This is a genomic window from Serpentinimonas sp. SMBJO2, from assembly GCF_056341105.1.
In genome coordinates, this window is record NZ_CP150628.1 from 673,005 (window position 1) to 699,584 (window position 26,580).

Sequence of the window (26,580 nt, forward strand, 5' to 3'; positions counted from 1 at the left end):
TTGAGAATTGATATGGACAAACTGAAAATGCACTCGCCCAATCTCACGCAAGACAACATCGCCCGCATTCGCGAGCTGTTTCCGGTCTGCGTGACGGAGGCGCGGGGCGAGGATGGCAGCGTGAAGCTGGCGGTGGACTTCGACCAGCTCAAGCAGGAGCTGTCCAGTTCCATCGTCGAAGGCCCGCAGGAACGCTACCACTTGAATTGGCCGGGCAAGCGCGAGGCGCTGCTGACGGCCAACGCGCCCATCGCCAAAACCCTGCGCCCGGTGCGCGGCGAAAGCGTGGACTTCGATACGACGAAGAACCTGTTCATCGAAGGCGACAACCTCGACGCGCTGAAGCTGTTGCAGGAGACGTATCTGGGCAAGGTGAAGATGATCTACATCGACCCGCCGTACAACACGGGTAAGGACTTCATTTACGAGGATGACTTCTCTGAGGATGCCGATGAGTTCTTGCGGCGCTCCAACCAGACCGATGAGCAAGGCGTGCGGCTGGTTGCCAACACCGAGGCCAACGGCAGATTCCACTCGGACTGGCTGACGATGATGTATTCGCGGCTCCGATTGGCTCTGAACTTGTTGGCGGACGAGGGAACAATATTCATTAGTATTGACGACAACGAGATTCAGAATCTGCAATGCATCTGCGATGAGGTGTTTGGGCCGGCCAACTTCATTGCAAATGTTATCTGGCACAAGATGGATAGCCCGAAGAACTCGGCAAGACATCTGAGCGAGGATCACGACTACATCTTGCTCTATGCGAGGAACGCAGAGCTATGGCGGCCACGCCTGCTCCCTCGGAGCGAGAAGATGGTTGAGCGCTATCAGAACCCAGACAACGATCCGCGCGGGCCTTGGTTGCTGGGTGATCTGGCTGCACGCAACTACTACAGCAAGGGGACTTACGCGATAAGGACCCCAGGTGGGAAGGTGATCGATGGCCCCCCCGCTGGAAGCTATTGGCGCATCTCAAAGGAGAAGTTCGATGAACTCGTGGCAGACAACCGCATTTGGTGGGGGCAGTCCGGCGATAATAGGCCCGGGATCAAGAAGTTTCTGTCAGAGGTCAAGGACGGTGTTGTGCCGCAGACATACTGGCCATGGAAGGATGTTGGTAGCACTCGCAATGCAAAGCAAGAGCTAAGCAGGCTCATGGAGGCCTCTTCCGGGGACGAACTATTCATCACCCCTAAACCAGTCAAGCTGATCGAGCGGATGCTCGACATCGCCACCGAGCCAAACGAGGGAGCGGTCGTTCTTGATTTCTTTGCTGGGTCAGGTTCTACCGCGCACGCGGTGTTGACCAAGAACTCCTCAGATGGCGGCAACAGGCGATGGATTTGCGTTCAGCTTCCAGAGAAGGCGGCAGAGGGAACGACGATATCGGACTTGTGCCAAGAACGTATTCAGCGCGCAGGGAAAGCCGTGCTTGTCGGCGAGAAGCATGAGCAATGGAATCACGATGTCGGCTTCCGCGTCCTCAAGATCGACACCTCGAACATGGCAAATGTCTATTACGCGCCCGACGCGCTCGACAAGGCCAACCTCGAGCTGTTCGTGGACAACATCAAACCCGACCGCACGCCGGAAGACCTGCTCTTTCAGGTGATGCTGGATTGGGGCGTTGACCTCGCCTTGCCCATCGAGAAGAAGGCCATCCAAGGCAAGGACGTGTTCTTTGTGGACGCGAGTTCATACGGCAACCCGGCGCTAGCCGCCTGCTTCGACGCCCACAGCGGTGTGGATGAAGCCTTCGTCAAGGAGCTGGCCACGCACAAGCCCCTGCGCGTGGTGTTCCGCGATGCGGGGTTCAAGAACAGCGCGGTCAAGATCAACGTGGAGCAGATCTTCAAGCTGCTGTCGCCCGCCACCGAAGTGAAGAGCATCTGAGGGGGCGACGATGAATGAAAATGGATTAACCATCGAGCCCGCCGGATATGCCAATTGGCTCGCCGAGCTCAAGCAAGACATTCATGCCGCGCAGCAACGAGCCACCCTCGCGGTTAATCGTGAGCTGGTGCTGCTGTATTGGCAGATCGGCCAAGGTATTCTGGAGCGGCAGGCCAGCCAAGGCTGGGGCAGCAAGGTGGTGGACCGGCTGGCCCATGACTTGCGTAATGCCTTCCCGGATGTGAAGGGGTTCTCCCCGCGTAACCTCAAATACATGCGGGCGTTCGCCGAGGCTTGGCCTGACAGGGAGTTTGTGCAAGCGGTGCTTGCACAATTGCCGTGGTATCACCAGTTGGCCCTGCTGGACAAGCTCCAGACCGCCGAAGAGCGTCAATGGTATGCGGCGCACGCGCTGGAACATGGCTGGTCGCGCAATGTGTTGGTGATGCAGATCGAGACCGGCTTGCGCCAGCGCACAGGCAACGCCATCACCAATTTCAGCGAGCGCCTGTCTCCGCCCCAGTCTGATCTGGCCCGAGAATCACTGAAAGACCCGTATCGACTGGATTTCCTTGGCCTGGGCAAGGACGCGCAGGAGCGCGCCATTGAAGATGCGCTGGTTAGGCATGTCACGCAGTTCTTGATGGAATTGGGCGCGGGTTTCGCTTTCGTCGGTCGGCAGGTGCTCGTGGAAGTGGGCGGCAAGGACTTTTACATCGACCTGCTGTTCTATCACCTCAAGTTACGTTGCTACGTTGTGGTGGAGCTGAAGGCCGGCGAATTCCAGCCTGAATACGCGGGCAAACTCAACTTCTACCTCAGCGCGGTAGACAGCCAGCTCAAGCATCCGAGCGACAACCCCAGCCTGGGATTGTTGCTGTGCAAGAGCAGGGACAAGGTGGTGGCCGAATATGCCCTGCGTGACATGCACAAGCCCATCGGCGTGGCCGAGTATCAACTGGTGCAGTCCTTGCCCAAGGAATTGCAAACCGATTTGCCGCGCATCGAGGACATAGAGCGTGAGTTGCAGGATACGGGGGATGCGTTTGGGGAGTTACAGGAATGAAACTCAAATTCAAAACCCAGTCTTACCAGACCGCTGCCGTGCAGGCGGTGGTGGACTGCTTCAAGGGGCAGCCGCCCGCATCGAGCGAGGCGATCAGCTATCGCATCGATCCCGGCAAGGCTAGGAAGGGAATCGACGATCTGTTCACGGAGGCCGGGTTCAAGAACGCCGACCTCGTGCTCTCGGACACGGCCCTGCTGGACAACATCCATCAGGTGCAACGGTCGCAAAACCTGCCCCTCTCCGATGCGCTGGTCCAGACCAAGGTCGCTCGCGTCAACCTAGACATCGAGATGGAGACCGGCACGGGCAAGACCTACTGCTACATCAAGACCCTCTTCGAGCTGAACAAACAGTACGGCTGGAGCAAGTTCATCATTGTCGTACCCAGCATCGCCATCCGCGAGGGCGTGGCGAAGTCGCTGGAGATCACCGCCGAGCACTTCCTGGAGACGTACCACAAGAAGGCGCGCTTCTTCATCTACAACTCCAAGCAGTTGCACCATCTGGAGAGCTTTTCGTCGGACGCGGGCATCAACGTGATGGTCATCAACGTGCAGGCGTTCGCCTCGCGTGGGGCGGACAACCGCCGCATCTACGACGTGCTGGACGACTTCCAGTCGCGCAAGCCCATCGACGTGATCCGCGCCAACCGTCCCATCCTGATTCTGGACGAGCCGCAGAAGATGGAAGGCACACAGACGCTGAAGTCGCTGGAGGAGTTCAAGGCGCTGATGGTGCTGCGCTACTCCGCCACCCACAAGACCACGCACAACAAGATTCACCGGCTGGACGCGCTGGACGCCTACAACCAGAAGCTGGTGAAGAAGATCGCCGTGCGCGGCATCGCGGTGAAGGGGCTGGCGGGCACCAACGCCTACTTGTATCTGCAATCCATCGACATTTCCACCAAGAAGCCACCCGAGGCGCGCGTGGAGTTGGAGCGCAAGCTCGCCAAGGGCGACATCAAGCCCGTGGTGCGCAAGATCGGCAAGGGCGACAACCTGTTCGATCTGTCGGGTGGATTGGATCAGTACCGCAACTACGTGGTGGCGGACATCGATGCCAACACCGACACGCTGAGCTTCACCAACGGCGTCGAGCTGGTGGTTGGCGACGCCACGGGCGATGTGAATGAACCGACGCTGCGTCGCATCCAGATTCGGGAGGCGGTCAAGGCGCACTTCGACAAGGAACAGGCGTTGTTCCAACAGGGTGTGAAGGTGCTGACCCTGTTTTTCATCGACGAGGTGGCGAAGTACCGCGACTACGCGGCGGTGGACGAGAAAGGTGAGTACGCCCGTGTCTTCGAGGAGGAATACACCCAGTACCTGAACGAGATGCTCGATCTGGATGAGACGGCCTACGTCAAATACCTGAAGGGCATTGCGGCCGACAAGACCCACAGCGGCTACTTCTCCATCGACAAAAAGAGCAAGCGGCAGGTGGATTCGAACATGGCGGCGCGTGGAGAGAACGCGGGCCTGTCCGATGACGTGGACGCCTACGACCTGATCCTGAAGGACAAGGAGCGGCTGTTGTCGCTCACCGAGCCGGTGCGCTTCATCTTCTCGCACTCGGCGCTGCGCGAAGGCTGGGACAACCCGAACGTGTTCGTCATCTGCGCGCTCAAGCACAGCGACAACACCATTTCACGCCGCCAGGAGGTGGGGCGCGGTCTGCGCCTGTCGGTCAACCAGCAAGGCGACCGGATGGATCACCCGGCCATCGTCCACGACGTGAACGTCCTGACCGTGGTAGCCAGCGAGAGCTACAAGGACTTCGTGGCGGCGTTGCAAAAGGACATCAGCGATTCCCTGTCCGCCCGGCCAAGGGTGGCCGACAAGGCCTACTTCAAAGGCAAGATTGTGACCACTGCGGCTGGTCCGATCACTGTGACCGACGACCAAGCAACTGACATCGAGTTCTACCTGATCCAGAACGGGTACGTGGACAAGAAGCGCAACGTCACTGAGAAGTACCACCAGGACAAGAAAAGAGGAACTTTGGCGACCTTGCCTGACGAGCTTGCGCCGCTCGGCGAACAGGTCTTCAAGTTGGTCGATGGCGTCTTCAGCGAGGCGCAGATGCCAGAGATCGGCGACGACTGCCGTCCGAAGAAGAACCCGCTCAACGCAAACTTCGAGAAGCAGGAGTTCAAGGCGCTGTGGAGCCGCATCAATCGCAAGGCTGCGTACAGCGTCGAGTTCGACTCGGACGAGCTGGTGCAGAAGGCAGTGAAGGAGATCGATGCCAGCCTACGTGTGACGCCGCTGCACTACACGATCCAGCACGGCGAGCAAGCTGCCGCCGTGACCTACGACGGCATCAAGGAAGGCAACGCCTTCACACTGAAGGCCACGGAAACCGAAACGAACCGGAACTCGATCCACTCGGCGGTCAAGTATGACTTGATCGGCAAGCTGGCCGAGGGCACGCAACTGACGCGCGGGACGGTGGCGGAAATCCTAAAGGGCATCAACGTTGCGGTCTTTGCGCAGTTCAAGACCAACCCGGAGAGCTTCATCGCCGAGGCCACGCGGCTGATCAACGAGCAGAAGGCCACGGTCATCGTCGAGCACTTGGCCTACGACCCGGTCGAGGACAAGTTCGACCTCGACATCTTCACCGCCGGGCAGACCAAGCAGGACTTCAGCAAGGCAGTCAAGACGCCCAGGCACCACATCTACGACTTCGTGCTGCCGGATTCCGGATCCAAACCGGAGCGCGATTTTGCGCAGGCGTTGGAGGCCAGCGCTGAAGTCGTTGTGTACGCCAAGTTGCCGCGCGGTTTCCTGATCCCGACACCGGTCGGCGACTACAACCCGGACTGGGCCATCTCGTTCAAGGAAGGTACGGTAAAGCACATTTACTTCGTCGCGGAAACCAAGGGCTCGATGTCCTCGATGGATCTGCGCGAGATCGAGAAAACCAAGATCAAGTGCGCCCGCAAGTTCTTCGATGAGATGAACCGCCGCTACGCCCCTGAAAATGTGAAATACGATGTCGTGGACAGCTTTGGAAAGCTAATGGATGTCATTAGATGAACACGAACCTGAACTTGCGTGAACCGACAGCCGCCGACCTGCCGCTGCTGGCGCGCTGGTTTGCAAAGGCTGGGGGTTCAGCAGCGCGCCAGCAGCGCACGCCCAGCGCGCGCGCCGTAGGGGCGGCCGAGTTGGGTGCTGATCCAGGCGCCGGTTTGCACCAGGGCGGGCAGGTCGATGCCGGTCTCCAGACCCAGGCCGTGCAGCAGGTAAACGAGGTCTTCGGTGGCGACGTTGCCGGTCGCGCCCACGGCGTAGGGGCAGCCGCCCAGGCCGGCCACGGACGACTGGAAGTTCCACACCCCCATCTGCAGCGCCGCCAGGGTGTTGCTCAGCGCCTGGCCGTAGGTGTCGTGGAAGTGGCCGCTGATGTGGTCGAGGTCGAAGTGCGCCAGCGTGGCTTCCAGCGCGCGTTGCAGTTGCAGCGGCGTGCCCACACCGATGGTGTCGGCCAGGTCGACGCGCTGCACGCCTATGCCCTTCAAGCGCGCGGCCAGCTCGCCCACGCGCGCCGGTGCGATCGCGCCCTCGTAGGGGCAGCCCAGGCAGCAGCTCATGGCGGCGCGCACGCGCAAGCCCGCCTGCAGCGCCGCCTGCACCACCGGGGCGAAGCGATCGATGCTCTCGGCCACGCTGCAGTTGATGTTCTTTTGGCTGAAGGCTTCGCTGGCGGCACCGAAGACGACGATCTCGTCGGGCTGGTCCAGCAGCGCGGCCTCGAAGCCCTTCAGGTTGGGGGTGAGCACGGCGTAGCGCACGCCGCTGCGGCGCACGATGCCGCGCATCACGGCGTGGTTGTCGGCCATTTGCGGCACCCACTTAGGGCTGACGTAGCTGGTGACTTCGATCTCGCGCAGCCCGGCGTCTTGCAGGCGCTGCACCAGCTCGATCTTCACCGCCGTGGGTACGTTCTGCGGCTCGTTTTGCAGGCCGTCGCGCGCGCCGACGTCGCAGACGCGCACCTGGCTGGGGAAGTGGTTGCTGAACATGGCTTGCCTCTCAAACGTGGGTTGCTCCAGGGTGCTGCAGGGCGGTTTTGCTGGCCCAAGGCCCAGTGCAGCCGGCGTTCAGGCCACTGCCTTGCGCGGGCGGCCCCCTTTGGCCCCGTTGGCGCGGGCGGCGCTGGCTTTGGCGGGCGATGACGCACGCCCGGCCTTGGCGGCCAGTTCTCGCATCCAGGCGCGGCTGCCAAACGCACCCGCCAGCAAGCCTTGCACGGTCAGGTCGGCATCCAGCCGTGGCCAGTGCAAACCGGTACCCAAGGGGCTGATCTCGATTTCCGACAGATCGGCAACCGAGGCGGCGGCCAAACCTTGTACCAAAGTGGGCGGGAAGGCAAACCAACTGCCATTGGCCAGTTCCACCTGCACGCGTTTGTTGCGGCTGTCGTAGCGGGCAGCCACAGCACGCAAATCGGGCCGGTCGTCGGCCATGCCACGCGCAGTGGCCTCGGGTACGCGCTCCAGTTCGGCACGCACCCAATCGGGGAGCAGGGGCTTAGTCATGCAAATTACTCCAAAGCTGGCGCAGTTGGCCGAGATGCTCGGCTACCGCCAGCAAGGCCGCGCCGATTTCGTGGGTTTTTACCTTGCCGCGAACCGTCATCAGTACTGGAGGGTGGGACAGCTCCACCCGCACCTCCCAGCCGGGCCCAAGCACATGGACGTGGGGCGGCGGATGGTCGTTGGGGTACACCACCAAGCGCAGTTGCTGGGTACGGATGCTTGACATGGCGCGATAATAACCCAGCTCGCTGGGTTTTCACAGGCTAGTGTGCAAGCCCGATGCCGCTGCCACCCGTACCCAGGCGGAGCGCGTGGCGCGGCCAGCCCTTGCGGGTGCGCGGCCCGACTTCGAGCAGGTGCACTTTGGGGGGAGGTTCATGTGCGACTCCGAGCAGGGGCAAAGCGGATCAAGCGGGCACGAAGCGCAGCAGCTCGGCCCCTTCGGCCACTTGGTCGCCAGGGGCGTAGAGCAGTTCGGCCACGGTGCCGTCGGCGGGGGCGGATAGGGTGTGCTCCATTTTCATGGCCTCCATCAGCGCCAGGGGCTGTCCTTTTTTGACCGCTTCGCCCGCCACGACGCAAAACGACAACACCTTGCCCGGCATCGGGGCGCTCAGGCGGCCGCCCTCGGGGGCGTGGTCGCCGGCATGGGCGAGCCGGTCGATCTCGACGATCTGGGCCGCGCCTTGTGGCATGAAAATGTGCACCTGCTCGCCCAGCATATAGACGCTGGCGCGGCTGCTGTGCCCACCAAAGCCCAGTTCCAGCGCCCAGGCGCTGCCAGCGGGCAGGGCGTGAAAGCGCAGCGGGCCTGAGCAGGCGGCTGCAGCGGCTGCATCTGCTGCGGGCGCAACCGCCGCCGCCACAGCCTCGGTCTCAGCCTTGGCATCGGCCTGCACCGCCGGTGGCTCCAGGCACAGCTGCACGCTGGCGTCGCGCGCATAGACCAGGCTGGCCGCCACCGGCTGGCCCCGGTACTCGAAGGCCAGGCGGCGCCGGGCGGCGTCGGCGCTGGGGTGGCTGCACCAGCCGTCGCGGCGGCTGAAGGGGTCGGGGTTTTCCAGGGCGCGCTCATCGAGCAGGGTTTGTGCCGTGGCCGCAGCCACGGCCAGCGGCAGGCCGACCGGGTCTTGGTTGAATAGCAGCGCGGCCTCGCGCGGGATCAGGGCGGTGTCGAGCCGGGCCTGGGCAAAGGAGGGGCTGCGCAGCACGTGGCGCAAAAATTGCACGTTGGTCGCCAGCCCGACGATGTGCGTCTGCGCCAGCGCCGTATCCAACCGCGCCAGCGCCTGCTCACGGGTGTCGGCGTGGACGATCAGCTTGGCGATCATCGAATCGTAAAACGGGCTGATGGCGTCGCCCTCGCGCACGCCGTCGTCGAAGCGCAGCGGGCCGCGCTCGAAGGCGCAGTGCGCCGGTTTGCGGTACACCGCCAGCGTGCCGGTCGCGGGCAGGAACTGCTGCTCGGGGTTTTCGGCGCAGATGCGCGCCTCGATGGCGTGGCCCTGCAGACGCAGCTCGTGCTGTTGCAGCGGCAGCGCCTCGCCAGCGGCCACGCGCAGCTGCCACTCCACCAGATCGACGCCGGTGATGGCCTCGGTCACTGGGTGCTCGACTTGGAGCCTGGTATTCATTTCCATGAAAAAGAAGCGTGCCCCCACGCTCCCCTGCTGCGCAGGCTCGCTGCCCCCCGAGGGGGCGGTTGCGCCTTGGGGCGGCCCGGCGGCGCAACTTGGTGCCCCCACGCTCCCCTGCTGCGCAGGCTCGCTGCCCCCCGAGGGGGCGGTTGCGCCTTGGGGCGGCCCGGCGGCGCAACGTTCATCGTCTCCGTCACCCAATCCGTAACCCTGCGGCTGCTCGATGATGAACTCCACCGTGCCCGCGCCGACGTAGCCCACTGCCTGCGCCGCCGCCACCGCCGCCTGGCCCATTTGCTGGCGCAAGGCGGGGGTGAGGCCGGGCGCGGGGGCTTCTTCGAGCACCTTCTGGTGCCGGCGCTGCACCGAGCAGTCGCGCTCGTGCAGATAGACGCAGTGGCCGTGCGTGTCGGCAAACACCTGGATTTCGATGTGGCGCGGGCGCTGCACGTATTTTTCGATCAGCACCGCGTCGTCGCCAAAGCTGCTGCGCGCCTCGCGTTGGCAACTGGCGAGCGCGGCGGCAAAGTCGGCGCGGGATTCGACCGCGCGCATGCCCTTGCCGCCCCCGCCGGCGCTGGCCTTGATCAGCACCGGGTAGCCGATGCGGTCGGCCTCGCGTTGCAGCAGCTCCGGGTCTTGCGCGGCCCCGTGGTAGCCCGGCACCAGCGGCACGCCGGCTTGCGCCATCAGGCGCTTGGACTCGGCCTTGAGCCCCATGGCTTCGATCGCCGTCGGCGGCGGCCCGATGAACACCAGGCCCGCCGCGGCGCAGGCGCGGGCAAAGTCGGCGTTTTCGCTCAAGAAACCGTAGCCGGGGTGGATGGCTTGCGCGCCCGTGGCCTGGGCGGCGGCGATGATGCGCGCCCATTGCAGGTAGCTGTCCTTGGGTGCCGAGCCGCCGATGTGGACCGCCTCGTCGCAGGCGGCCACGTGCTTGGCTTGCGCGTCGGCGTCGGAATGCACGGCGACCGTCTGCACGCCCAGGCGGCGCGCGGTGGCGGCCACACGGCAGGCGATCTCGCCACGATTCGCAATCAAAATCTTGTCAAACATACGCAGCAACTCCATCAAGCCAGCCACTGCGGCTTGCGTTTGTTCAGGAAGGCCTGCACGCCCTCGCGCCCTTCGGCGCTGGCGCGGATGTCGGCGATGGCCTCGACCGTGCGCGCCACCAGCGCCTCGTCCAGCGGCGCCTGGGCGATGTCGTGCAGCAGCCGCTTGCAGGCGCGCACGGCGGCCGGGCCGTTGGCGCACAGGGCACCCACGAGCTCATCGACGCGCGCATCCAGCGCCTCGGGCGCCACCACGGCGTGCACGAAGCCGATGCGCAGCGCCTCGGCGGCATCGAAGCGTTCGGCGCTCAAGCAATAGCGCTGCGCCGCACGTGCCCCCATGGCGCGCTGCACGTAGGGGCCGATGGTGGCCGGAATCAGGCCCAGCTTGACCTCGCTCAGGCAAAAATGGGCGCCCTGCACCGCCACCGCCATGTCGCAGGCCGCCACCAGCCCCATCCCGCCGGCGTACACATCGCCCTGCACCCGCGCCACGGTGGGCTTGGGGCAGTCGTGTATGCAGCGCAACATGGCCGCCAGCCGCCCGGCGTCGGCGAGGTTTTGCTCGCGCGTGTAGTCGGCCATGCGGCGCATCCAGTGCAGATCGGCCCCGGCGCAAAAGGCCGGCCCCTCGGCCGCCAGCACGATGGCGCGCACGTCGTCGCGCGCGCCCAGTGTTTGAAAGGCGGCGCTGAGCTCGGCAATCAGCTCCTCGTTGAAGGCGTTGCGCAGCTCGGGCCGCGTCAGCACCACGGTGGCGCGCGCACCGCGCACCGTCACCTGCAGGTTGGCCATGTCGCGCGCCCCCCTCACATGCGAAACACGCCAAAGCGCGTGTCATCGATGGGCGCGTTGAGCGCCGCCGACAGCCCCAGCGCCAGCACCCGGCGCGTGTCGGCGGGGTCGATCACGCCGTCGTCCCACAGGCGCGCGCTGGCGTAATAGGGGTGGCCTTGGGTTTCGTACTGCTGGCGCAGCGGGGCCTTGAAGGCCTCTTCGTCTGCGGGCGCCCATTGGCCGCCCTTGGCCTCGATGGCGTCGCGCTTGAGCGTGGCCAGCACGCTTGCCGCCTGCTCGCCGCCCATGACGCTGATGCGCGCATTGGGCCACATCCACAAAAAGCGCGGGCCAAAAGCGCGCCCGCACATGCCGTAGTTGCCGGCGCCAAAGCTGCCGCCGATGATCACCGTGAACTTGGGCACCGCCGCCGTGGCCACCGCCGTCACCATCTTGGCGCCGTGGCGCGCGATGCCTTCGTTTTCCACCTTGCGCCCGACCATGAAGCCGGTGATGTTTTGCAAAAACACCAGCGGCACCTTGCGCTGGCAGCACAGCTCGATGAAGTGCGCGCCCTTTTGCGCCGATTCGCTGAACAAAATGCCGTTGTTGGCCACCAGCCCGACCGGCATGCCCTCGATGTGGGCAAAGCCGCAGACCAGCGTGCTGCCGTACAGGGCCTTGAATTCGTGCAATTCGGAGTTGTCCACGAGGCGGGCGATGATCTCGCGCACGTCGAAGGGCTTGCGCGTGTCGGTCGGCACGATGCCGTGCAGATCGGACGCTGGGTAGCGCGGCGGCTGCGGCGTGCGCAGCACCGCATCGGGTTGCTTGCGCCGCCCCAGGTGCGCCACCGCTTGCCGCGCCAGCGCCAGCGCGTGCAGGTCGTTTTGCGCCAGGTGGTCGACCACGCCCGACAGGCGTGCGTGCACGTCGCCGCCGCCCAGGTCTTCGGCGCTCACCACTTCGCCGGTGGCGGCCTTCACCAGCGGCGGCCCGCCCAGAAAGATGGTGCCCTGGTTTTGCACGATGATGGACTCGTCGCTCATCGCCGGCACGTAGGCGCCACCGGCGGTGCACGAGCCCATCACCACCGCGATCTGCGCGATGCCCTGCGCGCTCATCTGCGCCTGGTTGTAGAAGATGCGGCCAAAGTGGTCCCGGTCTGGGAACACCTCGTCCTGGTTGGGCAGGTTGGCGCCGCCCGAATCGACCAGATAGATGCAGGGCAGGCGGTTTTGCTGTGCGATTTCTTGTGCGCGCAGGTGTTTCTTGACCGTCAGCGGGTAGTAGGTGCCGCCCTTGACGGTGGCGTCGTTGCACACCACCATGCACTCGATGCCGGCGACGCGGCCAATGCCGGTGATCAGGCCGGCGCAGGGGGCGTCGTTGTCATAGACGTCAAGCGCCGCCAGCGGGGCCAGCTCCAGAAACGGGGTGCCGGGGTCGAGCAGGGTTTGCACGCGCTCGCGTGGCAGCAGCTTGCCACGGGCGGTGTGCCTGGCGCGCGCCGCCGCGCCGCCGCCCTGCGCAATCTGCTCCAGCCGCTGGCGCAAATCGGCCACCAGGGCGAGCATGGCGGCTTGATTGGCCAAAAACTCGGCGCTGCGGGTTTTGAGCCGCGTCTCCAAAACGGTCATCGGGGCGTCTCCTGACTTTTCAAGCCCCCATTGTGCACCGAGAGGCGGGCAGGCAATCGCTCCTGCCCGCCCTGATGCCGCCAGACAGCGCCTGCGGCCGTTGCAACTGCGCGCCGCCGCCCGTGGCTTATCGGCCCAGAAACCGCTGCGCGTCCAGCGCCGCCATGCAGCCGGTGCCGGCGCTGGTGATGGCCTGGCGGTAGATGTGGTCCTGCACGTCGCCAGCGGCGAACACGCCGGGTACGCTGGTCTGGGTGGCAAAGCCGCTTTGCCCGCCCTGGGTGACGATGTAGCCGTCCTTGAGCTCGAGCTGGCCTTTGAAGATCTCGGTGTTGGGGCTGTGGCCGATGGCGATGAAACAGCCCTGCAGCGCGATGTCCTCGGTCTGCCCGGTCTGCACCTGCTTGATGCGCACCCCATTCACGCCGCGCTCGTCGCCCAGCACCTCGTCGAGCACATAAAAGAGCTTGAGCTCGATGCGGCCCTCGGCCACCTTGGCCATGAGCTTGTCGATCAGGATCGGTTCGGCGCGAAATCCATCGCGCCGGTGCACCAGCGTGACCTTGCTGGCAATGTGCGACAGGTACAGCGCCTCTTCCACCGCCGCGCTGCCGCCGCCGATCACGCACACCTCCTGGTCGCGGTAAAAAAATCCGTCGCAGGTGGCGCAGCCGCTGACGCCGCGGCCCATGAAGGCTTGCTCCGAGGGCAGGCCGAGGTACTTGGCCGAGGCCCCGGTGGCGATGATCAGGCTGTCGCAGCTGTATTGGCCGCTTTCGCCCTGGAGGCGAAACGGACGCTGGCTCAAGTCCACGCTCTGGATGTGGTCGAACACGATTTCGGTCTGGAAGCGCTCGGCGTGGGCCTGAAAGCGCTGCATCAGCTCCGGGCCCTGCACCCCTTGCACGTCGGCTGGCCAGTTGTCGACGTCGGTGGTGGTCATGAGCTGGCCGCCTTGGGCCATGCCGGTGATCAGCAGCGGTTTGAGGTTGGCGCGCGCGGCATAGACGGCGGCGGTGTAGCCGGCCGGGCCGGAGCCGAGGATCAGGACTTGGGCGTGGCGGGTGTTCATGGTGTGGGCTCTCCGAGTGCAAGTGGGCTGAAGGTGAGTGTATCGTAGCAGCAAACTGAAATGCGGGTGGGGGTATATTTTTTTGCCCGACGGGCAGCCTCGGTTAAGCTAGCGCCTGCACATGAGTACCCCCGTCAACACCCTCAACAAAGACGCGGCGCGCAGCGCGGCCCGCGGCATCGGGCGCTTCACGCAGGAGTTTGCCCTGCTGCTGGGGGCGGCTGGGCTGCTGTTCTGGTGGCTCGCGCTGCTGAGCTACAGCCCTGGCGATGCCGCTTGGTCGACCTCGGGCGTGGCCGCGGCCAGCGCCAACTGGGGCGGGCGCGCCGGCGCTTGGCTGGCCGATTTCAGCTACCTTTTGCTGGGGGCGTCGGTGTGGTGGTTGGTGCTGGCGGCCTCACACGTCTGGCTGATGGCGCTGGCACGCTGGTTGCGTGCGGCTTCGGCAACCGAGGGCCGCAGCCCGGCGACGCGGCCCGAGACGCCGCTGGCCACCCTGCGCGCCCGCTGGCAGCAGCCGCCGTGGTCGAGGGTGGCTTTTGGCGCCGGGCTGCTGCTGCTGCTGGTGGCCAGCACGGTGCTGGAGTGGAGCCGGCTGCACCGCTGGGATGCGTGGTTGCCGGGTGAGTCCGGCGGCCTGTTGGGCAGCCTGCTGGGGCCGCCGGCGCAGCTCTGGCTGGGGCAGACCGGGTCGGCCCTGCTCGCCATCTGCCTGCTGTTGGTGGCCATGGCGGGGGTGTTTCGGTTTTCGTGGGCCGAGGCGGCCGAGGGTCTGGGGCGCTGGATCGACGACGCGGTGCAACGCTGGCGCTTGCGCCGCGAGGCCAAGGAAGACCTGCGCATCGGCCGCCAGGCCCTGCGCCAGCGCAGCCTCGAGGAATCGGAGTACGAGCAGTTGCACCCGGCGCATGCCCTGAGCCTGCAGGGCGATGAACCGGCCGCTTCCGACCTGGGCCTGGGCACCGGCCCCAACCCCGGCCGGCCACACGACGACACCGAGGCCGAGCCGCTGCAGGGCGCGCCGTTGCCCAAGGCGGCCGCCACTGCGGGGGAAAAAACCGCTTTCAGGCCCGCTGCCAAAACGCTGCAGATCGAGCCCGTGCTCACCGAAGTGCTGCCCAGCAGCCGCGTGCTCAAAGAGCGCCAGCAGCCGCTGTTCCACGATTTGAGCGACACCAAGCTGCCGCAGATCGACCTGCTCGACGCCGCCACGCGCCAGTCGGCCAGCGTGGCCCCCGAAACGCTGGAGATGACCAGCCGCCTGATCGAGAAAAAGCTGGGCGACTTCGGTGTGCAGGTGCAGGTGGTGGCGGCGCTGCCCGGGCCGGTGATCACGCGCTACGAGATCGAGCCGGCCACCGGCGTCAAGGGCGCGCAGGTGGTGAATCTGGCGCGCGACCTGGCGCGCTCGCTGTCGTTGGTGAGCATCCGCGTGATCGAAACCATCCCCGGCAAGAACCTGATGGCGCTCGAGCTGCCCAATGCCCGGCGCCAGACCATCCGCCTGAGCGAGATTCTGGGCTCGCAGGTCTATCACGACGCCAAAAGCCTGCTCACCATGGGGCTGGGCAAAGACATCGGCGGGCACCCGGTGGTGGTCGATCTGGCCAAGATGCCGCATTGCCTGGTGGCCGGCACCACGGGTTCGGGCAAGTCGGTGGGCATCAACGCCATGATCCTGAGCCTGCTCTACAAGGCCGACCCGCGCGACGTGCGCCTGCTGCTGATCGACCCCAAGATGCTCGAGCTCAGCGTCTATGAGGGCATCGCGCACCTGCTGGCGCCGGTGGTCACCGACATGAAGCAGGCCGCCAACGCGCTCAACTGGTGCGTGGCCGAAATGGACAAGCGCTACCGCCTGCTGAGCAAGCTCGGGGTGCGCAACCTGGCCGGCTACAACGCCAAGATCGCCGAGGCGGCGGCGCGCGGCGAGCACGTTGGCAACCCCTTCAGCCTCACGCCCGAGCAGCCCGAGCCCTTGCAGCGCCTGCCGCACATCGTGGTGGTGATCGACGAGCTGGCCGACCTGATGATGGTGGTGGGCAAGAAGATCGAGGAGCTGATCGCCCGTCTGGCGCAAAAGGCGCGCGCCGCCGGCATCCACCTGATTCTGGCCACCCAGCGCCCCAGTGTCGATGTGATCACCGGCCTGATCAAGGCCAACATCCCGACGCGCATCAGCTTTCAGGTCAGCAGCAAGATCGACAGCCGCACCATTCTGGACCAGATGGGCGCCGAGGCCCTGCTGGGCATGGGCGACATGCTCTACATGCCCAGCGGCAGCGGCTACCCGACCCGCATCCACGGCGCCTTCGTGAGCGACGACGAGGTGCACCGCGTGGTGGCCTGGCTCAAGGCGCAGTGCGGCGAGCCCGATTACATCGACGGCGTGCTGGAAGCCCCGACCGACGCCGAAGGCGGCAGCGAGGGCGAGGCCGACGCCGGCGCGGGCGGCGAAACCGACCCGCTCTACGACCAGGCGGTGGCGATCGTGCTGCAAGACCGCAAGGCCAGCATCAGCTACGTGCAGCGCAAGCTCAAGATCGGCTACAACCGCGCCGCGCGCCTGCTCGAGGACATGGAGCGCGCGGGACTGGTGAGCGCCTTGACCAGCAGCGGCCAGCGCGACATTCTGGTCGGCGGCCGCAGCGCCGATTGAACGGCTGCAAAGCCTGCGGCCACAACTCCTTACACCTGTGCCGCCGCTGTCTGCAACCGCTGCGCCGGCTTTGCATCAAAATGGGCACCATGCACCGACACCCTTTTGCGCTCCCCGGCCTGGCCCGCGTCTTGGCCGCATTGGCCACGCTGGCGGCCTTGGCCAGCCTGCCCGCTGCGGCGGTAGCCACCCCAGCGGCCAACAGCCCGGCCAGCCCGACAGCCGCAGCAGCCCCGGCAGCCACCGCGGCTCCCCCCGGCAGCGCCATGGGCGACTTGCAAGCCTTTTTGCAGCAGACCCAGCAGGGCCGCAGCGCCTTCACCCAGACCGTGACTGGCCCGCGCCCGGCACCCGCCCCCGACGCCCTGGCGGCCGCCGCCGCCCCGGCGGCGCGGGTGCAAATCAGCCACGGCGTGTTCGAGTTCCAGCGCCCGAACCGCTTTCGCTTCCATTACCAGCGGCCGTTCGAGCAGCTCATCGTCGCCGACGGCCAGACCCTGTGGCTCTACGACCCCGATCTGGCCCAGGTCACGGCGCGGACGCAGCGCGAGGTGCTGGGCCAGACCCCGGCCGCCCTGCTGGCCTCCGGGGCCGACCTGCGCACCCTGCAGCAAGCCTTCAGCCTGAGCAACGCCCCCGACGCCGACGGCCTGCGCTGGGTGCAGGCGCTGCCCAAGGGCGCCGACGCGCCATTGCAAGCGGTGCGCATCGGCTTTCGCGGTGGCCAGCTGGCGGCGCTCGAGATTCTGGACCGCTTCGGCCAGCGCTCGCACATCGCCTTCGAGCGGCTCGACACCCAGAGCGCGTTCCGGCCCGGCCACTTCAGCTTCAGCGTGCCGCCCGGTGCGGCGCTGATCCGGCCCGAGTGAAGCCCCTGCCACACTGATTGCCATGCAGGCCGGCACCCGCCCCTTGGCCGAGCGGCTGCGCCCGCAGACCCTGGCCGACGTGATCGGTCAGGCGCACCTGCTCGGGCCCGGCAAGCCGCTGCGCGTGGCCTTCGAGACCGGGCAACCGCACAGCTGCATCCTGTGGGGGCCACCGGGGGTGGGCAAAACCACGCTGGCGCGGCTCATGGCGCAGGCGTTCGAGGCCGAATTCATCGCCATCAGCGCCGTGCTGGGGGGCGTGCGCGACATCCGCGACGCGGTCGAGCGCGCCCAGCAGGCGCGTGCCGGCCAGCCGCCGCGCGCCACGCTGGTGTTCGTCGATGAGGTGCACCGCTTCAACAAAAGCCAGCAAGACGCCTTCTTGCCCCACGTCGAAAGCGGGCTCTTCACCTTCATCGGCGCCAGCACCGAAAACCCGAGCTTCGAGGTCAATTCGGCCCTGCTCTCGCGCGCCACCGTCTATGTGTTGCAGCCCTTGAGCGCGCCTGAGCTCGAGCAGTTGCTCGAGCGCGCCCAGGCCCACGCCGGCCTGCCGGCGATCGAACCCGCCGCGCGCCAGCTGCTCATCGGCCACGCCGACGGCGACGCAAGGCGCTTGCTCAACACCCTCGAAACCGTGGCCGTGGCCGCCGCGGCGCAACGGCTGTCGGCCGTCGGCGCCGACTGGCTGCTGGGCCTGTTGGGCCAGCAGCTGCGCCGCTTCGACAAAGGCGGCGACGCCTTCTACGACAGCATCAGCGCCCTGCACAAAAGCGTGCGCGGCTCCGACCCCGACGCCGCCCTGTACTGGCTGGTGCGCATGCTCGACGGCGGCGCCGACCCGCGCTACCTCGCCCGGCGCCTGATTCGCATGGCCAGTGAAGACATCGGCCTGGCCGACCCGCGCGCGCTGCGCATCGCGCTCGACGCCGCCGAAGTCTATGAGCGCCTGGGCAGCCCCGAAGGCGAGCTCACGCTGGCCCAGGCCACGCTCTACCTCGCCGTGGCCCCCAAGAGCAACGCCGCCTACAGCGCCTACAAAAGCGCGCGCGCCCTGGTGCAGCGCGACGGCAGCCGGCCGGTGCCGCTGCGCCTGCGCAACGCCCCCACGGCGCTCATGCGCACGCTCGAGCACGGCCAGGGCTACCGCTACGCGCACGACGAACCCGACGCCTTCGCCGCCGGCGAAAGCTACTTTCCCGACGGCCTGCAGCCGCCGCCCCTGTACGAACCGGTGCCACGCGGCCTCGAAATTCGCATCGGCGACAAGCTGCGCGAGCTGCGCGCACGCAATGCGGCCGCGTCCAAGCCCTGAGCCTGCAGGCCTGTGCTGTCTAAAGCAGCAGCCGCATGCTGCGCGCCGTTTCCTGCAACACCGGCAGCACGCGCTTGAGGGCCGTCTCCTGGCTTGCGTTGTCGTGCTCCCGGCCTCCCCCGTTAAAATCAAGGGTTTGCACCCACACCCCGACCGCGCACCATGGCCGACGACACGCACCTGCCCGCCGATGAAAACCACCTGATCTCCGAGCGGCGCGCCAAGCTGCAGGCGCTGCGCTTGGCGCAGGCGGCCGGTGGGCCGGTGGCGTTCCCCAACGACATCAAGCCGCAGCAGCGCGCCGAGGCCCTGCACGCCGAATACGGCGGCCTGAGCAAAGAGATGCTCGAACCGCTGCAGGTGCGCGCCAGCGTGGCCGGGCGCATGATGCTCAAGCGCGTGATGGGCAAAGCCAGCTTTGCCACGCTGCAAGACGGCTCCTTTGGCCCTACCGAGGGCCGCATCCAGATCTACCTCAACGACGCCAGCGTGGGCGCCGAGCAGCACGCCGCCTTCAAGCATTGGGATCTGGGCGACATCGTGGCCGCCGAGGGCACCCTGTTCAAAACCAAGACCGGCGAGCTCACGCTGCAGGTCGAGCGGCTGCGTCTGGTCACCAAGAGCCTGCGGCCGTTGCCCGACAAGTTTCACGGCGTGCACGACCAGGAGCTCAAGTACCGTCAGCGCTACGTCGATCTGATCACCGACTCCCAGGCGCGGCGCCGCTTTCTGGCGCGCAGCCTGGCCGTGAGCAGCCTGCGCGAGTTCATGCTGGCGCACGACTTTCTCGAGGTCGAAACGCCCATGCTGCAGCCCATACCGGGTGGCGCCAATGCGCGGCCGTTCGTCACGCACCACAACGCGCTCGCGCAGGACATGTACTTGCGCATCGCCCCCGAGCTCTACCTCAAGCGGCTGCTGGTGGGCGGTTTCGAGCGCGTGTTCGAGATCAACCGCAACTTCCGCAACGAAGGCATCAGCGTGCGCCACAACCCCGAGTTCACCATGATGGAGTTCTACGCGGGCTACTGGAACCACCTCGACCTGATGGTGTTTACCGAGCAGATGATCCGCCACGTGGCGCAGCGCGTCTGCGGCGGCACGCGGCTGCAGTACCAGGGGCGCGATGTGGATTTGGGCGCGCCGTTCGAGCGGCTCACCATCCGCGAGGCCATCGCCAAATACAGCCACGCCGGCGCTCAGGCCGACGACCGCGCCTGGCTGCAAACCCAGTTGCAGCAGCTCGGCCTCGACCCAGTCAAGCAGCGGCTGGCCGAGCGCAGCCTGGCCGGCTTGCAAGTCCTGTACTTCGAAGAAACCATCGAGCCGCAGCTCTGGCAACCCACCTTCATCTGCAACCATCCGACCGAAATCTCGCCGCTGGCGCGCGCCTCGGACGCCGACCCGAGCATCACCGAGCGCTTCGAGCTCTACATCAGCGGGCGCGAGGTGGCCAATGGCTTCAGCGAGCTCAACGACGCCGAAGACCAGGCGGCGCGCTTTGCCGCGCAGGCAGGCCACAAAGACGGCGGCGACGACGAAGCCATGTACTACGACGCCGACTTCGTGCGCGCACTCGAGTACGGCATGCCGCCGGCTGGCGGCTGCGGCATCGGCATCGACCGCCTGCTGATGCTGCTCACCGACAGCCCCAGCATCCGCGACGTGATCCTGTTCCCGGCGCTGCGCCGGGAGTAGGGCCGGGGCGGGGCGGCCCAGCCCCGCAGCCCTCCAGCCTCTCGGCCTCTCGGCCTCTCGGCCTCTCAGCGCCTCAGGCCGCTTCCAGCAGCAGGCGCATTTTTTTCAGCGCGGCGGCCTCGATCTGGCGGATGCGCTCGGCGCTCACGCCGTATTCGGCCGCCAACTGGTGCAGCGTCATGCCGCCGCTGCCGTCATCGGCCACCTTGAGCCAGCGCTCGCTCACGATGCGGCGTGCGCGCGCATCGAGCTGCCCCAGCGCCCGCTGCACGCCCTCGCTGGCCAGGTGGTCGCGCTCGCGCGCCTCGAGCACCGTGCTCGGTTCGTGGCCACTGTCGGCCAAGTAAGCGATCGGGCCGTAGGCCTCCTCGCCGTCGTCCCCTGGGCTGGGGTCGAGCACCACATCGCCGCCGGCAAGCCGGGTCTGCATCTCGAGCACGTCGGCGCGGCGCACGTTGAGCTCGCGCGCCATCGCGTCCACCTCGAACTCACTCAGCTGCTCGCGGTGCGTGTCGGCATCGGCTGCCTGCGCCTTGAAGGCCTGCTTCATGCTGCGCAGGTTGAAAAACAGCTTGCGCTGCGCCTTGGTCGTGGCCACGCGCACCATGCGCCAGTTCTTGATGATGTATTCGTGGATTTCGGCCTTGATCCAGTGCAGCGCGTAGCTCACCAACCGCACCCCCTGCTGCGGGTCGAAGCGCTTGACGGCCTTCATCAGACCCACATTGCCTTCCTGGATCAGGTCGGCATGGGGCAGGCCGTAGCCCAGGTACTGGCGCGACACCGACACCACCAGCCGCAGGTGCGACATCACCAGCCGCCCGGCGGCTTCCAGGTCGTTGTGCTGCTGCAGGCGCTGCGCGTAGTCGTGCTCTTCCTCGGCGGTGAGCAGCGGCAGGCGGTTGACGGCGCTGATGTAGGCGTCGAGGTTGCCCAGCGGCGGCAACACCAGCGCCGACGTGCCGGTCCAGCCCACGGGGGCTGAGGGCGCGTATTGGTAAGGCGTGAACGGGGCAAGGGCGGTGCTGCTCATGGGGGCATCTCCTTTGATGGTCAAGCCGTGCGGCTTTGGCAATGGCCGAATGTTAGCACTCTACGGCCTCGAGTGCCAAGAGCGAGGGCAGCAAGGGCACAAAAAGAAGGCCGCCGAAGCAGCAACGATGCGGCCCGAGGCCGCCCTCTCGCCAGCCAGCCGATCTGTAGGCGGCCAGTTTCAGGCCGACGCCGTGGCGCGGCGCGTTTGGGCGCGCCGCTGCGCCATCTCGCGGCCCATGCCCGCTTGGTCGTAGGCTTGCAGGCGCTTTTGCGCTTCCGGGTAGGCCAGCGATTCTTCGAGCAGCAGGTGATCGAGGTACAGCGCTTCGAACACTTCCAGCGCGTGCTGCAGCTCGATGGGGTCGAACCACTGGTTGCCCGTGCTCAGGGCAGAAATGGCGGGTGCGATGTGCAGCCAGTTTTCTTCCAGCCAGCCGTGGTCTTGCACCAGGCGGCGCGCGGTGGCGGCCAGTTCTTCGCTGCGGCTGGACAGCAGCACCGGAAAGACGTGGGCTTCTTCGTCCAGATGGTGTTGGCGCGCTTCGCCATTGAAGAAATCCAGCACTGCGCGCGCCTGCTTGCGCCCGGCGGCGTCGAGCGACCGCGTCTGGCAGGTCTCGACCGTGGCGCGCAACAAAACCAGATGGCGCTGCAACTCGCGGTGGCTGGTGTCGAGAAAGTCGAACAGGTTGATGGAGGCGCGGGGGCTGATCATGGGGGTTTTCCCTGAAAAAAACGAACACTTCGATTATTCTCAGCCTTTCCGCGCGCCACTTTGACTTGGCGCAAGCTTTGGTAACGCCGACCGGGCCACCCCTATGCCATCCGACCCAGCCTTTGCTTGCTCTTCTTTGTGGCCGCGCCTGCAGCGCTGGCGCCACGCCCTGGCGGCGCTGGCGCTGGGGTTGGCGGCGACCTCCTGGCCAAGCGCTGCAACCAGTGCGACACCCGCGCAGCCCCAGCCGCAGGTGCTGGCGCAGGGCCTGGAGCACCCCTGGGCGTTGGCCTTCATCGGCCCCGAACAGGTGCTGGTGAGCGAGCGCGCCGGGCGCTTGCGCGTGGTCGGCTTCGACGGCCGCGTCAGCCCCCCACTGCAAGGCCTGCCCGACATCGACGAAGGCGGGCAGGGCGGCTTGCTCGACCTCATCACCGACCGCGCCTTCGAGCGCAACCGCATCATCTATTTTTGCTACTCCGAGCCAGCCCGGGCGGGCGGCGGCAACTCCACCGCCCTGGCCAGCGCGCGCCTGTCGGCCGACCTGCGCCGCATCGAGCAACTGCGCGTGCTGTTTCGCCAAAGCCCCAAGGTGGGCAGCCGGCACCACTTTGGCTGCCGCATCGTCGAGGCGCCCGACGGCCACCTGTTCCTCACCTTGGGCGACCGCTTCAGCCGCATGGACGATGCGCAAACGCTGGACAACCACCATGGCAAGGTGGTGCGTGTGGCCAAGGACGGCTCGGTGCCGCCCGACAATCCGCTGCTGGGCCGCCCCGGCGCCTTGCCGGAAATCTGGAGCTGGGGGCACCGCAACCCGCAGGGGGCGGCTTGGGGGCCGGATGGCATGCTGTGGATCCACGAACACGGCCCGCGCGGCGGCGACGAGCTCAACCGCGTGCTGCCGGGGCGCAACTACGGCTGGCCGGTGATCACGCACGGCGTGAACTACATCGGCACGCGCATCGGCGCCGGCATCACCGAGCACCCCGGCATGGAGCAGCCGCTGGTGCATTGGACGCCCTCGATCGCGCCCTCGGGCATGGCCTTTTTGCTCAGCCCGCGCTACGGGCCGCAGTGGCAGGGCAATTTGTTCGTGGGGGCGCTGCGCGGCCAGCACCTGTTGCGCCTGCAGCTCGACGGCACGCGCGTGGTGGCCCAGCAGCGCCTGCTCGAAGACCTGGGGCAGCGCATCCGCGACGTGCGCCAAGGCCCCGACGGCCTGCTCTACCTGCTCACCGACGAGCGCAACGGCCAACTGATCCGCCTGCTGCCGCCTTGATGTCGGGTGGCCCGGTGGCCCCAAAACCCTGCACTTGCAGAGACAATCGGGCCTGCGCCCTTTTCAGCAGCATGCCCCACCCTCCATGAACACCGATCCGTCTCCCGTTGCGCATCTGCAGGCCCTGTTCGAGCAGCAGCGCGCCGCCTTCGCGCGCGCCCCCATGCCCACCTTGCACCAGCGCCTGGCCGGCCTGCACGCGCTGCGCAGCGCCCTGGTGCGCCACCAGGAGGCGCTGATCGCGGCCGTGGACAGCGATTTTTCGGCGCGCTCGCGCCACGAAACCCTGCTGGCCGAAATCCTCACCACGCTGCAGGGCATCGCGCACACGGCACGCCACCTGCGCGGCTGGATGCGGCCGCAGCGCCGCGGCGTCAGCGTGCTGTTTGCGCCGGCGCGCAACACCGTGTACTACCAGCCGCTGGGTGTGGTGGGGGTGATGGTGCCGTGGAACTACCCGATCCAGCTGGCCCTGCTGCCGCTGGTGGGGGCGCTGGCGGCGGGCAACCGGGTCATGCTCAAGCTGTCGGAGTTCACCCCGGCCACCAACCAGGCCCTGCGCACCCTGCTGGCCGAGGCTTTCGAGGAAGACACGGTGGCCGTGGTCGAGGGCGCGCTCGAGGTTTCGAGCGCCTTTGCGCAGCTGCCCTGGGACCATCTGCTGTTCACCGGCTCCACGGCGGTGGGCAAGATCGTGATGGCGGCGGCGGCGCGCAACCTGACCCCGGTCACGCTCGAGCTCGGGGGCAAGTCGCCCGTCGTCATCGCCCCCGACGCCGATCTGGCCGTGGCGGCGCGGCGCATCGCCTTTGGCAAGCTGCTCAACGCCGGCCAAACCTGCATCGCCCCCGACTACGTGCTGCTGCCCGCTGGCCAGGAGCAGCCCTTTGCCCAGGCCATGCAGGCGGCGGTGGCGCAGCTCTACCCCACTTTGCGCACCAACCCCGACTACAGCGCCATCGTCAACCCGCGCCAGCACCAGCGCCTGCTGGCCTGGCTGGAGCAGGCGCGCGCCGGTGGGGCGCAGGTGATCGAGTGCAACCCGGCGGCCGAGTCCTTCGAGGGCACACGCAAGATGCCCTTGCACCTGCTGCTTGGGGCAGCCGAAACGGCCAGCGTGATGCAGGAGGAGATCTTTGGCCCGCTGCTGCCGGTGATCGGCTACGCCAGCCTGGACCAGGCGCTGGAGCGCATACGCAGCGGCCCGCGCCCGCTGGCGCTGTACCTGTTCAGCCACGACCGGCGGCTGCAGCAGCAGGTGCTGGAGCGCACGCACAGCGGCGGCGTCGCGCTCAACGACACCCTCGTGCACGTGGCTCAGGACGATCTGCCCTTTGGCGGCGTGGGCGCCTCCGGCATGGGCCAGTACCACGGCCACGAGGGCTTCCTGACCTTCTCCAAGGCCAAGGGGGTGCACGCCAAAGGGCGCTTCAGCAGCGGCGAGCTGGTCTATCCGCCCTACGCGCCTGCGGGCGGGGGCTGGCTGCTGCGCCAGCTGCTGCGCTGGTTCATACGCTGAGTCATGCGCTGAGCTTGTCGGGCACGGCCTGGGTTGGCGTTTCGGGAGCCATGCGCTGCCCGGTGCGCTGGGGCCAGTGCACGATCTCGAGCTGGCCGTCGTGGTGCTCGACCAGGGCGGTGAGGCTCTCGACCCAGTCGCCGTCGTTGCAGTACAGGGTGCCGTCGATGTCACGGATTTCGGCGTGGTGGATGTGGCCGCAGACCACGCCATCGAAGCCGCGTTTGCGCGCCTCGGCGGCCACCGCGCGCTCGAACTGCTGGATGTACTTGACCGCGCCCTTGACGCTGTACTTCAGGTACTGCGACAGCGACCAGTACGGCATCCCGAGCCGTGCGCGCAGCGAGTTGAAGCGCGTGTTCAGGCGCAGCGCCAGATCGTAGAGGTTGTCGGCCAGGTAGGCCAGCCACCTGGCGTACTGGATCACGCCGTCGAAGTGGTCGCCGTGGATCACCCACAGCTTTTTGCCGTCGGCGGTCTGGTGCACGGCGTCTTCCACCACCTCGACGCCGCCGAACTGATGGCCGATGAAGTGGCGCGCAAACTCGTCGTGGTTGCCGGGCACGAAGATCACCTTGCAGCCCTTGCGCGCACGGCGCAGGATTTTTTGCACCACGTCGTTGTGGCTTTGCGGCCAGTACCACTTGCGCCGCAACTGCCAGCCGTCGATGATGTCGCCCACCAGGTACAGCCGTTCGCTCGGGTGCGCCTTGAGGAAGGTCAGCAGCGCCTTGGCCTGGCAGCCCGCCGTGCCGAGGTGGATGTCGGAGATGAACACCGTGCGCAAGCGCCGGCCGCTGGCGTGCAGCGCGTCGTCGCCGTCTTCGTCGGCGTGCTGGGCGGCGGCGCTGGTGGCCTGGTTCGTGGCCCAAGCCACGCCTGCCTGCTCAGGCAACTGCCTGCGCAAGGTTTCGGGGCCGACAAATCCGCTTTGCATCAGGCCCCCAGCAGGTGTTTGCGGTAACGCGGCGGCAGGTCGGCCAGGCGCATCATCATCGGCAGGTCGGCGGTGTTGAAGTCCGGGTCCCAGGCCGGAGGGCCCAGCACCTTGGTGCCCAGGCGCAGGTAGCCTTTGATCAGCGCCGGGGGCTCGACGACCAGGGTGGAATCGAGGCGCTCGATCGGCAGCGGCAGGCGCGGGCGCACATGAAACTCGACCGACGCCAGGTGTTTGAGGCTCAGTTGCTGCCAGATGCTGGCCGCCGCGTGGCCGCCGCCCGACTCGGGGGTCATGGGGATGCTGGCGCAGCCGATCATGGTGTGCAGCCGGTTGCGCGTCATGAACTCGCCCAGTGCGCTCCACAGCGCCAGAATCACGCCGCCGTGGCGGTGCTCGGGGTGCACGCAGCTGCGCCCGAGCTCCACCATCTGCTCGCGCAGCAGCCGCAGCCGCGTCAGGTCGAATTCGGTTTCGCTGTAAAAGCCGCCCACGCGCTTGGCCTGGGTGGGCGTGAGCACGCGGTAGGTGCCGATCACCTCGCTGCTGGCGACGTCGCGCACCAGCAGGTGCTCGCAGTAGTCGTCGAACAGGTCGATGTCGTGCCCCGGCACGGTCTGCGGCAGGCGCGCGCCCATTTCCTCGGCGAAAACCCGGTAGCGCAGGCGCTGCGCGGCGCGCACTTCGTCTTGGTGCCGAGCCCAGCCGACGCTGATGGCACCGTGCGCCGACGCGCTGGCGCACCCGGCGGCGGGCGCGGGGCAGACGGGCGCGAGGGGTGGGCGCAATTGCTCCTGCACGGAAAGGTCGGTCATGTCGTGGCTCCTTTGACTGGCATTCTTCATGTTCCGTG

20 protein-coding genes are annotated in these 26,580 nt (G+C 66.7%); 9 read left to right on the forward strand and 11 right to left on the reverse strand.

Going from position 1 to position 26,580, the window contains the following annotated elements:
- Positions 1–12 precede the first annotated feature (12 nt).
- The 3 genes from AAAZ40_RS03035 to AAAZ40_RS03045 are packed head-to-tail and all read left to right on the forward strand — an operon-like array spanning position 13 to position 6,012.
- The gene (locus AAAZ40_RS03035) at positions 13–1,899 is read left to right on the forward strand and encodes a site-specific DNA-methyltransferase (protein WP_476661104.1); all 1,887 of its coding nucleotides are present in this window, start codon (positions 13–15) and stop codon (positions 1,897–1,899) included.
- Between the two features lie 10 nt (positions 1,900–1,909).
- The gene (locus AAAZ40_RS03040) at positions 1,910–2,965 is read left to right on the forward strand and encodes a PDDEXK nuclease domain-containing protein (RefSeq protein WP_476661105.1); all 1,056 of its coding nucleotides are present in this window, start codon (positions 1,910–1,912) and stop codon (positions 2,963–2,965) included.
- Positions 2,962–6,012: a type III restriction-modification system endonuclease gene (locus AAAZ40_RS03045; protein ID WP_476661106.1), complete on the forward strand. Its 3,051-nt coding sequence runs from the start codon at positions 2,962–2,964 to the stop codon at positions 6,010–6,012. Before AAAZ40_RS03040 ends, AAAZ40_RS03045 begins: the two co-directional genes overlap by 4 nt.
- Positions 6,013–6,089: 77 nt before the next feature.
- Here AAAZ40_RS03045 and AAAZ40_RS03050 read toward each other — a convergent pair whose 3' ends face one another.
- From AAAZ40_RS03050 to trxB, 7 genes are all read right to left on the reverse strand, one after another.
- On the reverse strand, positions 6,090–7,001 hold the full coding sequence (locus AAAZ40_RS03050) for a hydroxymethylglutaryl-CoA lyase (RefSeq protein WP_476661107.1): 912 nt from the start codon (positions 6,999–7,001) through the stop codon (positions 6,090–6,092).
- 78 nt (positions 7,002–7,079) lie between these two features.
- Complete coding sequence (locus AAAZ40_RS03055; protein WP_476661108.1) at positions 7,080–7,517, reverse strand: DUF2442 domain-containing protein; 438 nt, start codon at positions 7,515–7,517, stop codon at positions 7,080–7,082.
- Entirely contained in the window at positions 7,510–7,743 is a 234-nt protein-coding gene (locus AAAZ40_RS03060) for a DUF4160 domain-containing protein (RefSeq protein WP_476661109.1), read from the reverse strand. Before AAAZ40_RS03060 ends, AAAZ40_RS03055 begins: the two co-directional genes overlap by 8 nt.
- 181 nt (positions 7,744–7,924) lie before the next feature.
- Positions 7,925–10,210, reverse strand: a complete 2,286-nt coding sequence (locus tag AAAZ40_RS03065) for an acetyl/propionyl/methylcrotonyl-CoA carboxylase subunit alpha (RefSeq protein WP_476661110.1) — start codon at positions 10,208–10,210, stop codon at positions 7,925–7,927.
- Between the two features lie 14 nt (positions 10,211–10,224).
- The gene (locus AAAZ40_RS03070; protein ID WP_476661111.1) at positions 10,225–11,004 is read right to left on the reverse strand and encodes an enoyl-CoA hydratase/isomerase family protein; all 780 of its coding nucleotides are present in this window, start codon (positions 11,002–11,004) and stop codon (positions 10,225–10,227) included.
- Between the two features lie 14 nt (positions 11,005–11,018).
- On the reverse strand, positions 11,019–12,626 hold the full coding sequence (locus tag AAAZ40_RS03075) for a carboxyl transferase domain-containing protein (RefSeq protein ID WP_476661112.1): 1,608 nt from the start codon (positions 12,624–12,626) through the stop codon (positions 11,019–11,021).
- Positions 12,627–12,753: 127 nt separating this feature from the next.
- Positions 12,754–13,698, reverse strand: a complete 945-nt coding sequence (gene trxB / locus AAAZ40_RS03080; RefSeq protein WP_476661113.1) for a thioredoxin-disulfide reductase — start codon at positions 13,696–13,698, stop codon at positions 12,754–12,756.
- 121 nt (positions 13,699–13,819) lie between these two features.
- Between trxB and AAAZ40_RS03085 the strand changes: the two genes are divergently transcribed.
- From AAAZ40_RS03085 to lysS, 4 genes are all read left to right on the forward strand, one after another.
- Positions 13,820–16,357, forward strand: coding sequence for a DNA translocase FtsK (locus AAAZ40_RS03085; RefSeq protein WP_476661114.1), 2,538 nt, complete (start codon positions 13,820–13,822; stop codon positions 16,355–16,357).
- Positions 16,358–16,446: 89 nt separating this feature from the next.
- Complete coding sequence (lolA, locus tag AAAZ40_RS03090; RefSeq protein ID WP_476661115.1) at positions 16,447–17,226, forward strand: outer membrane lipoprotein periplasmic chaperone LolA; 780 nt, start codon at positions 16,447–16,449, stop codon at positions 17,224–17,226.
- A 22-nt stretch (positions 17,227–17,248) separates the two neighbouring features.
- On the forward strand, positions 17,249–18,541 hold the full coding sequence (locus AAAZ40_RS03095; RefSeq protein ID WP_476661116.1) for a replication-associated recombination protein A: 1,293 nt from the start codon (positions 17,249–17,251) through the stop codon (positions 18,539–18,541).
- Between the two features lie 162 nt (positions 18,542–18,703).
- Positions 18,704–20,239 carry a lysine--tRNA ligase gene (gene lysS / locus AAAZ40_RS03100; protein WP_476661117.1) on the forward strand — a complete coding sequence of 512 codons (1,536 nt, stop codon included), beginning with the start codon at positions 18,704–18,706 and terminating at the stop codon, positions 20,237–20,239.
- Between the two features lie 73 nt (positions 20,240–20,312).
- Here lysS and rpoH read toward each other — a convergent pair whose 3' ends face one another.
- Both rpoH and AAAZ40_RS03110 read right to left on the reverse strand, forming a co-directional pair.
- A complete protein-coding gene (gene rpoH, locus AAAZ40_RS03105) occupies positions 20,313–21,272 on the reverse strand; it encodes an RNA polymerase sigma factor RpoH (protein WP_476661118.1) in 960 nt (319 codons plus the stop codon).
- Between the two features lie 180 nt (positions 21,273–21,452).
- Entirely contained in the window at positions 21,453–21,989 is a 537-nt protein-coding gene (locus AAAZ40_RS03110) for a hemerythrin domain-containing protein (RefSeq protein ID WP_476661119.1), read from the reverse strand.
- A 103-nt stretch (positions 21,990–22,092) separates the two neighbouring features.
- Here AAAZ40_RS03110 and AAAZ40_RS03115 point away from each other — a divergent pair, with 103 nt between their 5' ends.
- A complete protein-coding gene (locus AAAZ40_RS03115) occupies positions 22,093–23,271 on the forward strand; it encodes a PQQ-dependent sugar dehydrogenase (RefSeq protein ID WP_476661120.1) in 1,179 nt (392 codons plus the stop codon).
- A gap of 85 nt (positions 23,272–23,356) precedes the next feature.
- Complete coding sequence (locus AAAZ40_RS03120; RefSeq protein ID WP_476661121.1) at positions 23,357–24,790, forward strand: coniferyl aldehyde dehydrogenase; 1,434 nt, start codon at positions 23,357–23,359, stop codon at positions 24,788–24,790.
- Position 24,791: 1 nt separating this feature from the next.
- Here AAAZ40_RS03120 and AAAZ40_RS03125 read toward each other — a convergent pair whose 3' ends face one another.
- Positions 24,792–25,727, reverse strand: a complete 936-nt coding sequence (locus tag AAAZ40_RS03125; protein ID WP_476661122.1) for a UDP-2,3-diacylglucosamine diphosphatase — start codon at positions 25,725–25,727, stop codon at positions 24,792–24,794.
- Positions 25,727–26,542, reverse strand: coding sequence for a GNAT family N-acetyltransferase (locus AAAZ40_RS03130; protein ID WP_476661123.1), 816 nt, complete (start codon positions 26,540–26,542; stop codon positions 25,727–25,729). Before AAAZ40_RS03130 ends, AAAZ40_RS03125 begins: the two co-directional genes overlap by 1 nt.
- Positions 26,543–26,580: the final 38 nt, after the last annotated feature.

What these genes read in the sequence shown, in the direction of transcription:
- AAAZ40_RS03035 (WP_476661104.1), top strand. Translation starts at nt 13, where the DNA reads ATGGACAAACTGAAAATGCACTCGCCCAATCTCACGCAAGACAACATC.
- AAAZ40_RS03040 (WP_476661105.1), top strand. Translation starts at nt 1,910, where the DNA reads ATGAATGAAAATGGATTAACCATCGAGCCCGCCGGATATGCCAATTGG.
- AAAZ40_RS03045 (WP_476661106.1), top strand. Translation starts at nt 2,962, where the DNA reads ATGAAACTCAAATTCAAAACCCAGTCTTACCAGACCGCTGCCGTGCAG.
- AAAZ40_RS03050 (WP_476661107.1), bottom strand. Translation starts at nt 7,001, where the DNA reads ATGTTCAGCAACCACTTCCCCAGCCAGGTGCGCGTCTGCGACGTCGGC.
- AAAZ40_RS03055 (WP_476661108.1), bottom strand. Translation starts at nt 7,517, where the DNA reads ATGACTAAGCCCCTGCTCCCCGATTGGGTGCGTGCCGAACTGGAGCGC.
- AAAZ40_RS03060 (WP_476661109.1), bottom strand. Translation starts at nt 7,743, where the DNA reads ATGTCAAGCATCCGTACCCAGCAACTGCGCTTGGTGGTGTACCCCAAC.
- AAAZ40_RS03065 (WP_476661110.1), bottom strand. Translation starts at nt 10,210, where the DNA reads ATGTTTGACAAGATTTTGATTGCGAATCGTGGCGAGATCGCCTGCCGT.
- AAAZ40_RS03070 (WP_476661111.1), bottom strand. Translation starts at nt 11,004, where the DNA reads ATGGCCAACCTGCAGGTGACGGTGCGCGGTGCGCGCGCCACCGTGGTG.
- AAAZ40_RS03075 (WP_476661112.1), bottom strand. Translation starts at nt 12,626, where the DNA reads ATGACCGTTTTGGAGACGCGGCTCAAAACCCGCAGCGCCGAGTTTTTG.
- trxB (WP_476661113.1), bottom strand. Translation starts at nt 13,698, where the DNA reads ATGAACACCCGCCACGCCCAAGTCCTGATCCTCGGCTCCGGCCCGGCC.
- AAAZ40_RS03085 (WP_476661114.1), top strand. Translation starts at nt 13,820, where the DNA reads ATGAGTACCCCCGTCAACACCCTCAACAAAGACGCGGCGCGCAGCGCG.
- lolA (WP_476661115.1), top strand. Translation starts at nt 16,447, where the DNA reads ATGCACCGACACCCTTTTGCGCTCCCCGGCCTGGCCCGCGTCTTGGCC.
- AAAZ40_RS03095 (WP_476661116.1), top strand. Translation starts at nt 17,249, where the DNA reads ATGCAGGCCGGCACCCGCCCCTTGGCCGAGCGGCTGCGCCCGCAGACC.
- lysS (WP_476661117.1), top strand. Translation starts at nt 18,704, where the DNA reads ATGGCCGACGACACGCACCTGCCCGCCGATGAAAACCACCTGATCTCC.
- rpoH (WP_476661118.1), bottom strand. Translation starts at nt 21,272, where the DNA reads ATGAGCAGCACCGCCCTTGCCCCGTTCACGCCTTACCAATACGCGCCC.
- AAAZ40_RS03110 (WP_476661119.1), bottom strand. Translation starts at nt 21,989, where the DNA reads ATGATCAGCCCCCGCGCCTCCATCAACCTGTTCGACTTTCTCGACACC.
- AAAZ40_RS03115 (WP_476661120.1), top strand. Translation starts at nt 22,093, where the DNA reads ATGCCATCCGACCCAGCCTTTGCTTGCTCTTCTTTGTGGCCGCGCCTG.
- AAAZ40_RS03120 (WP_476661121.1), top strand. Translation starts at nt 23,357, where the DNA reads ATGAACACCGATCCGTCTCCCGTTGCGCATCTGCAGGCCCTGTTCGAG.
- AAAZ40_RS03125 (WP_476661122.1), bottom strand. Translation starts at nt 25,727, where the DNA reads ATGCAAAGCGGATTTGTCGGCCCCGAAACCTTGCGCAGGCAGTTGCCT.
- AAAZ40_RS03130 (WP_476661123.1), bottom strand. Translation starts at nt 26,542, where the DNA reads ATGACCGACCTTTCCGTGCAGGAGCAATTGCGCCCACCCCTCGCGCCC.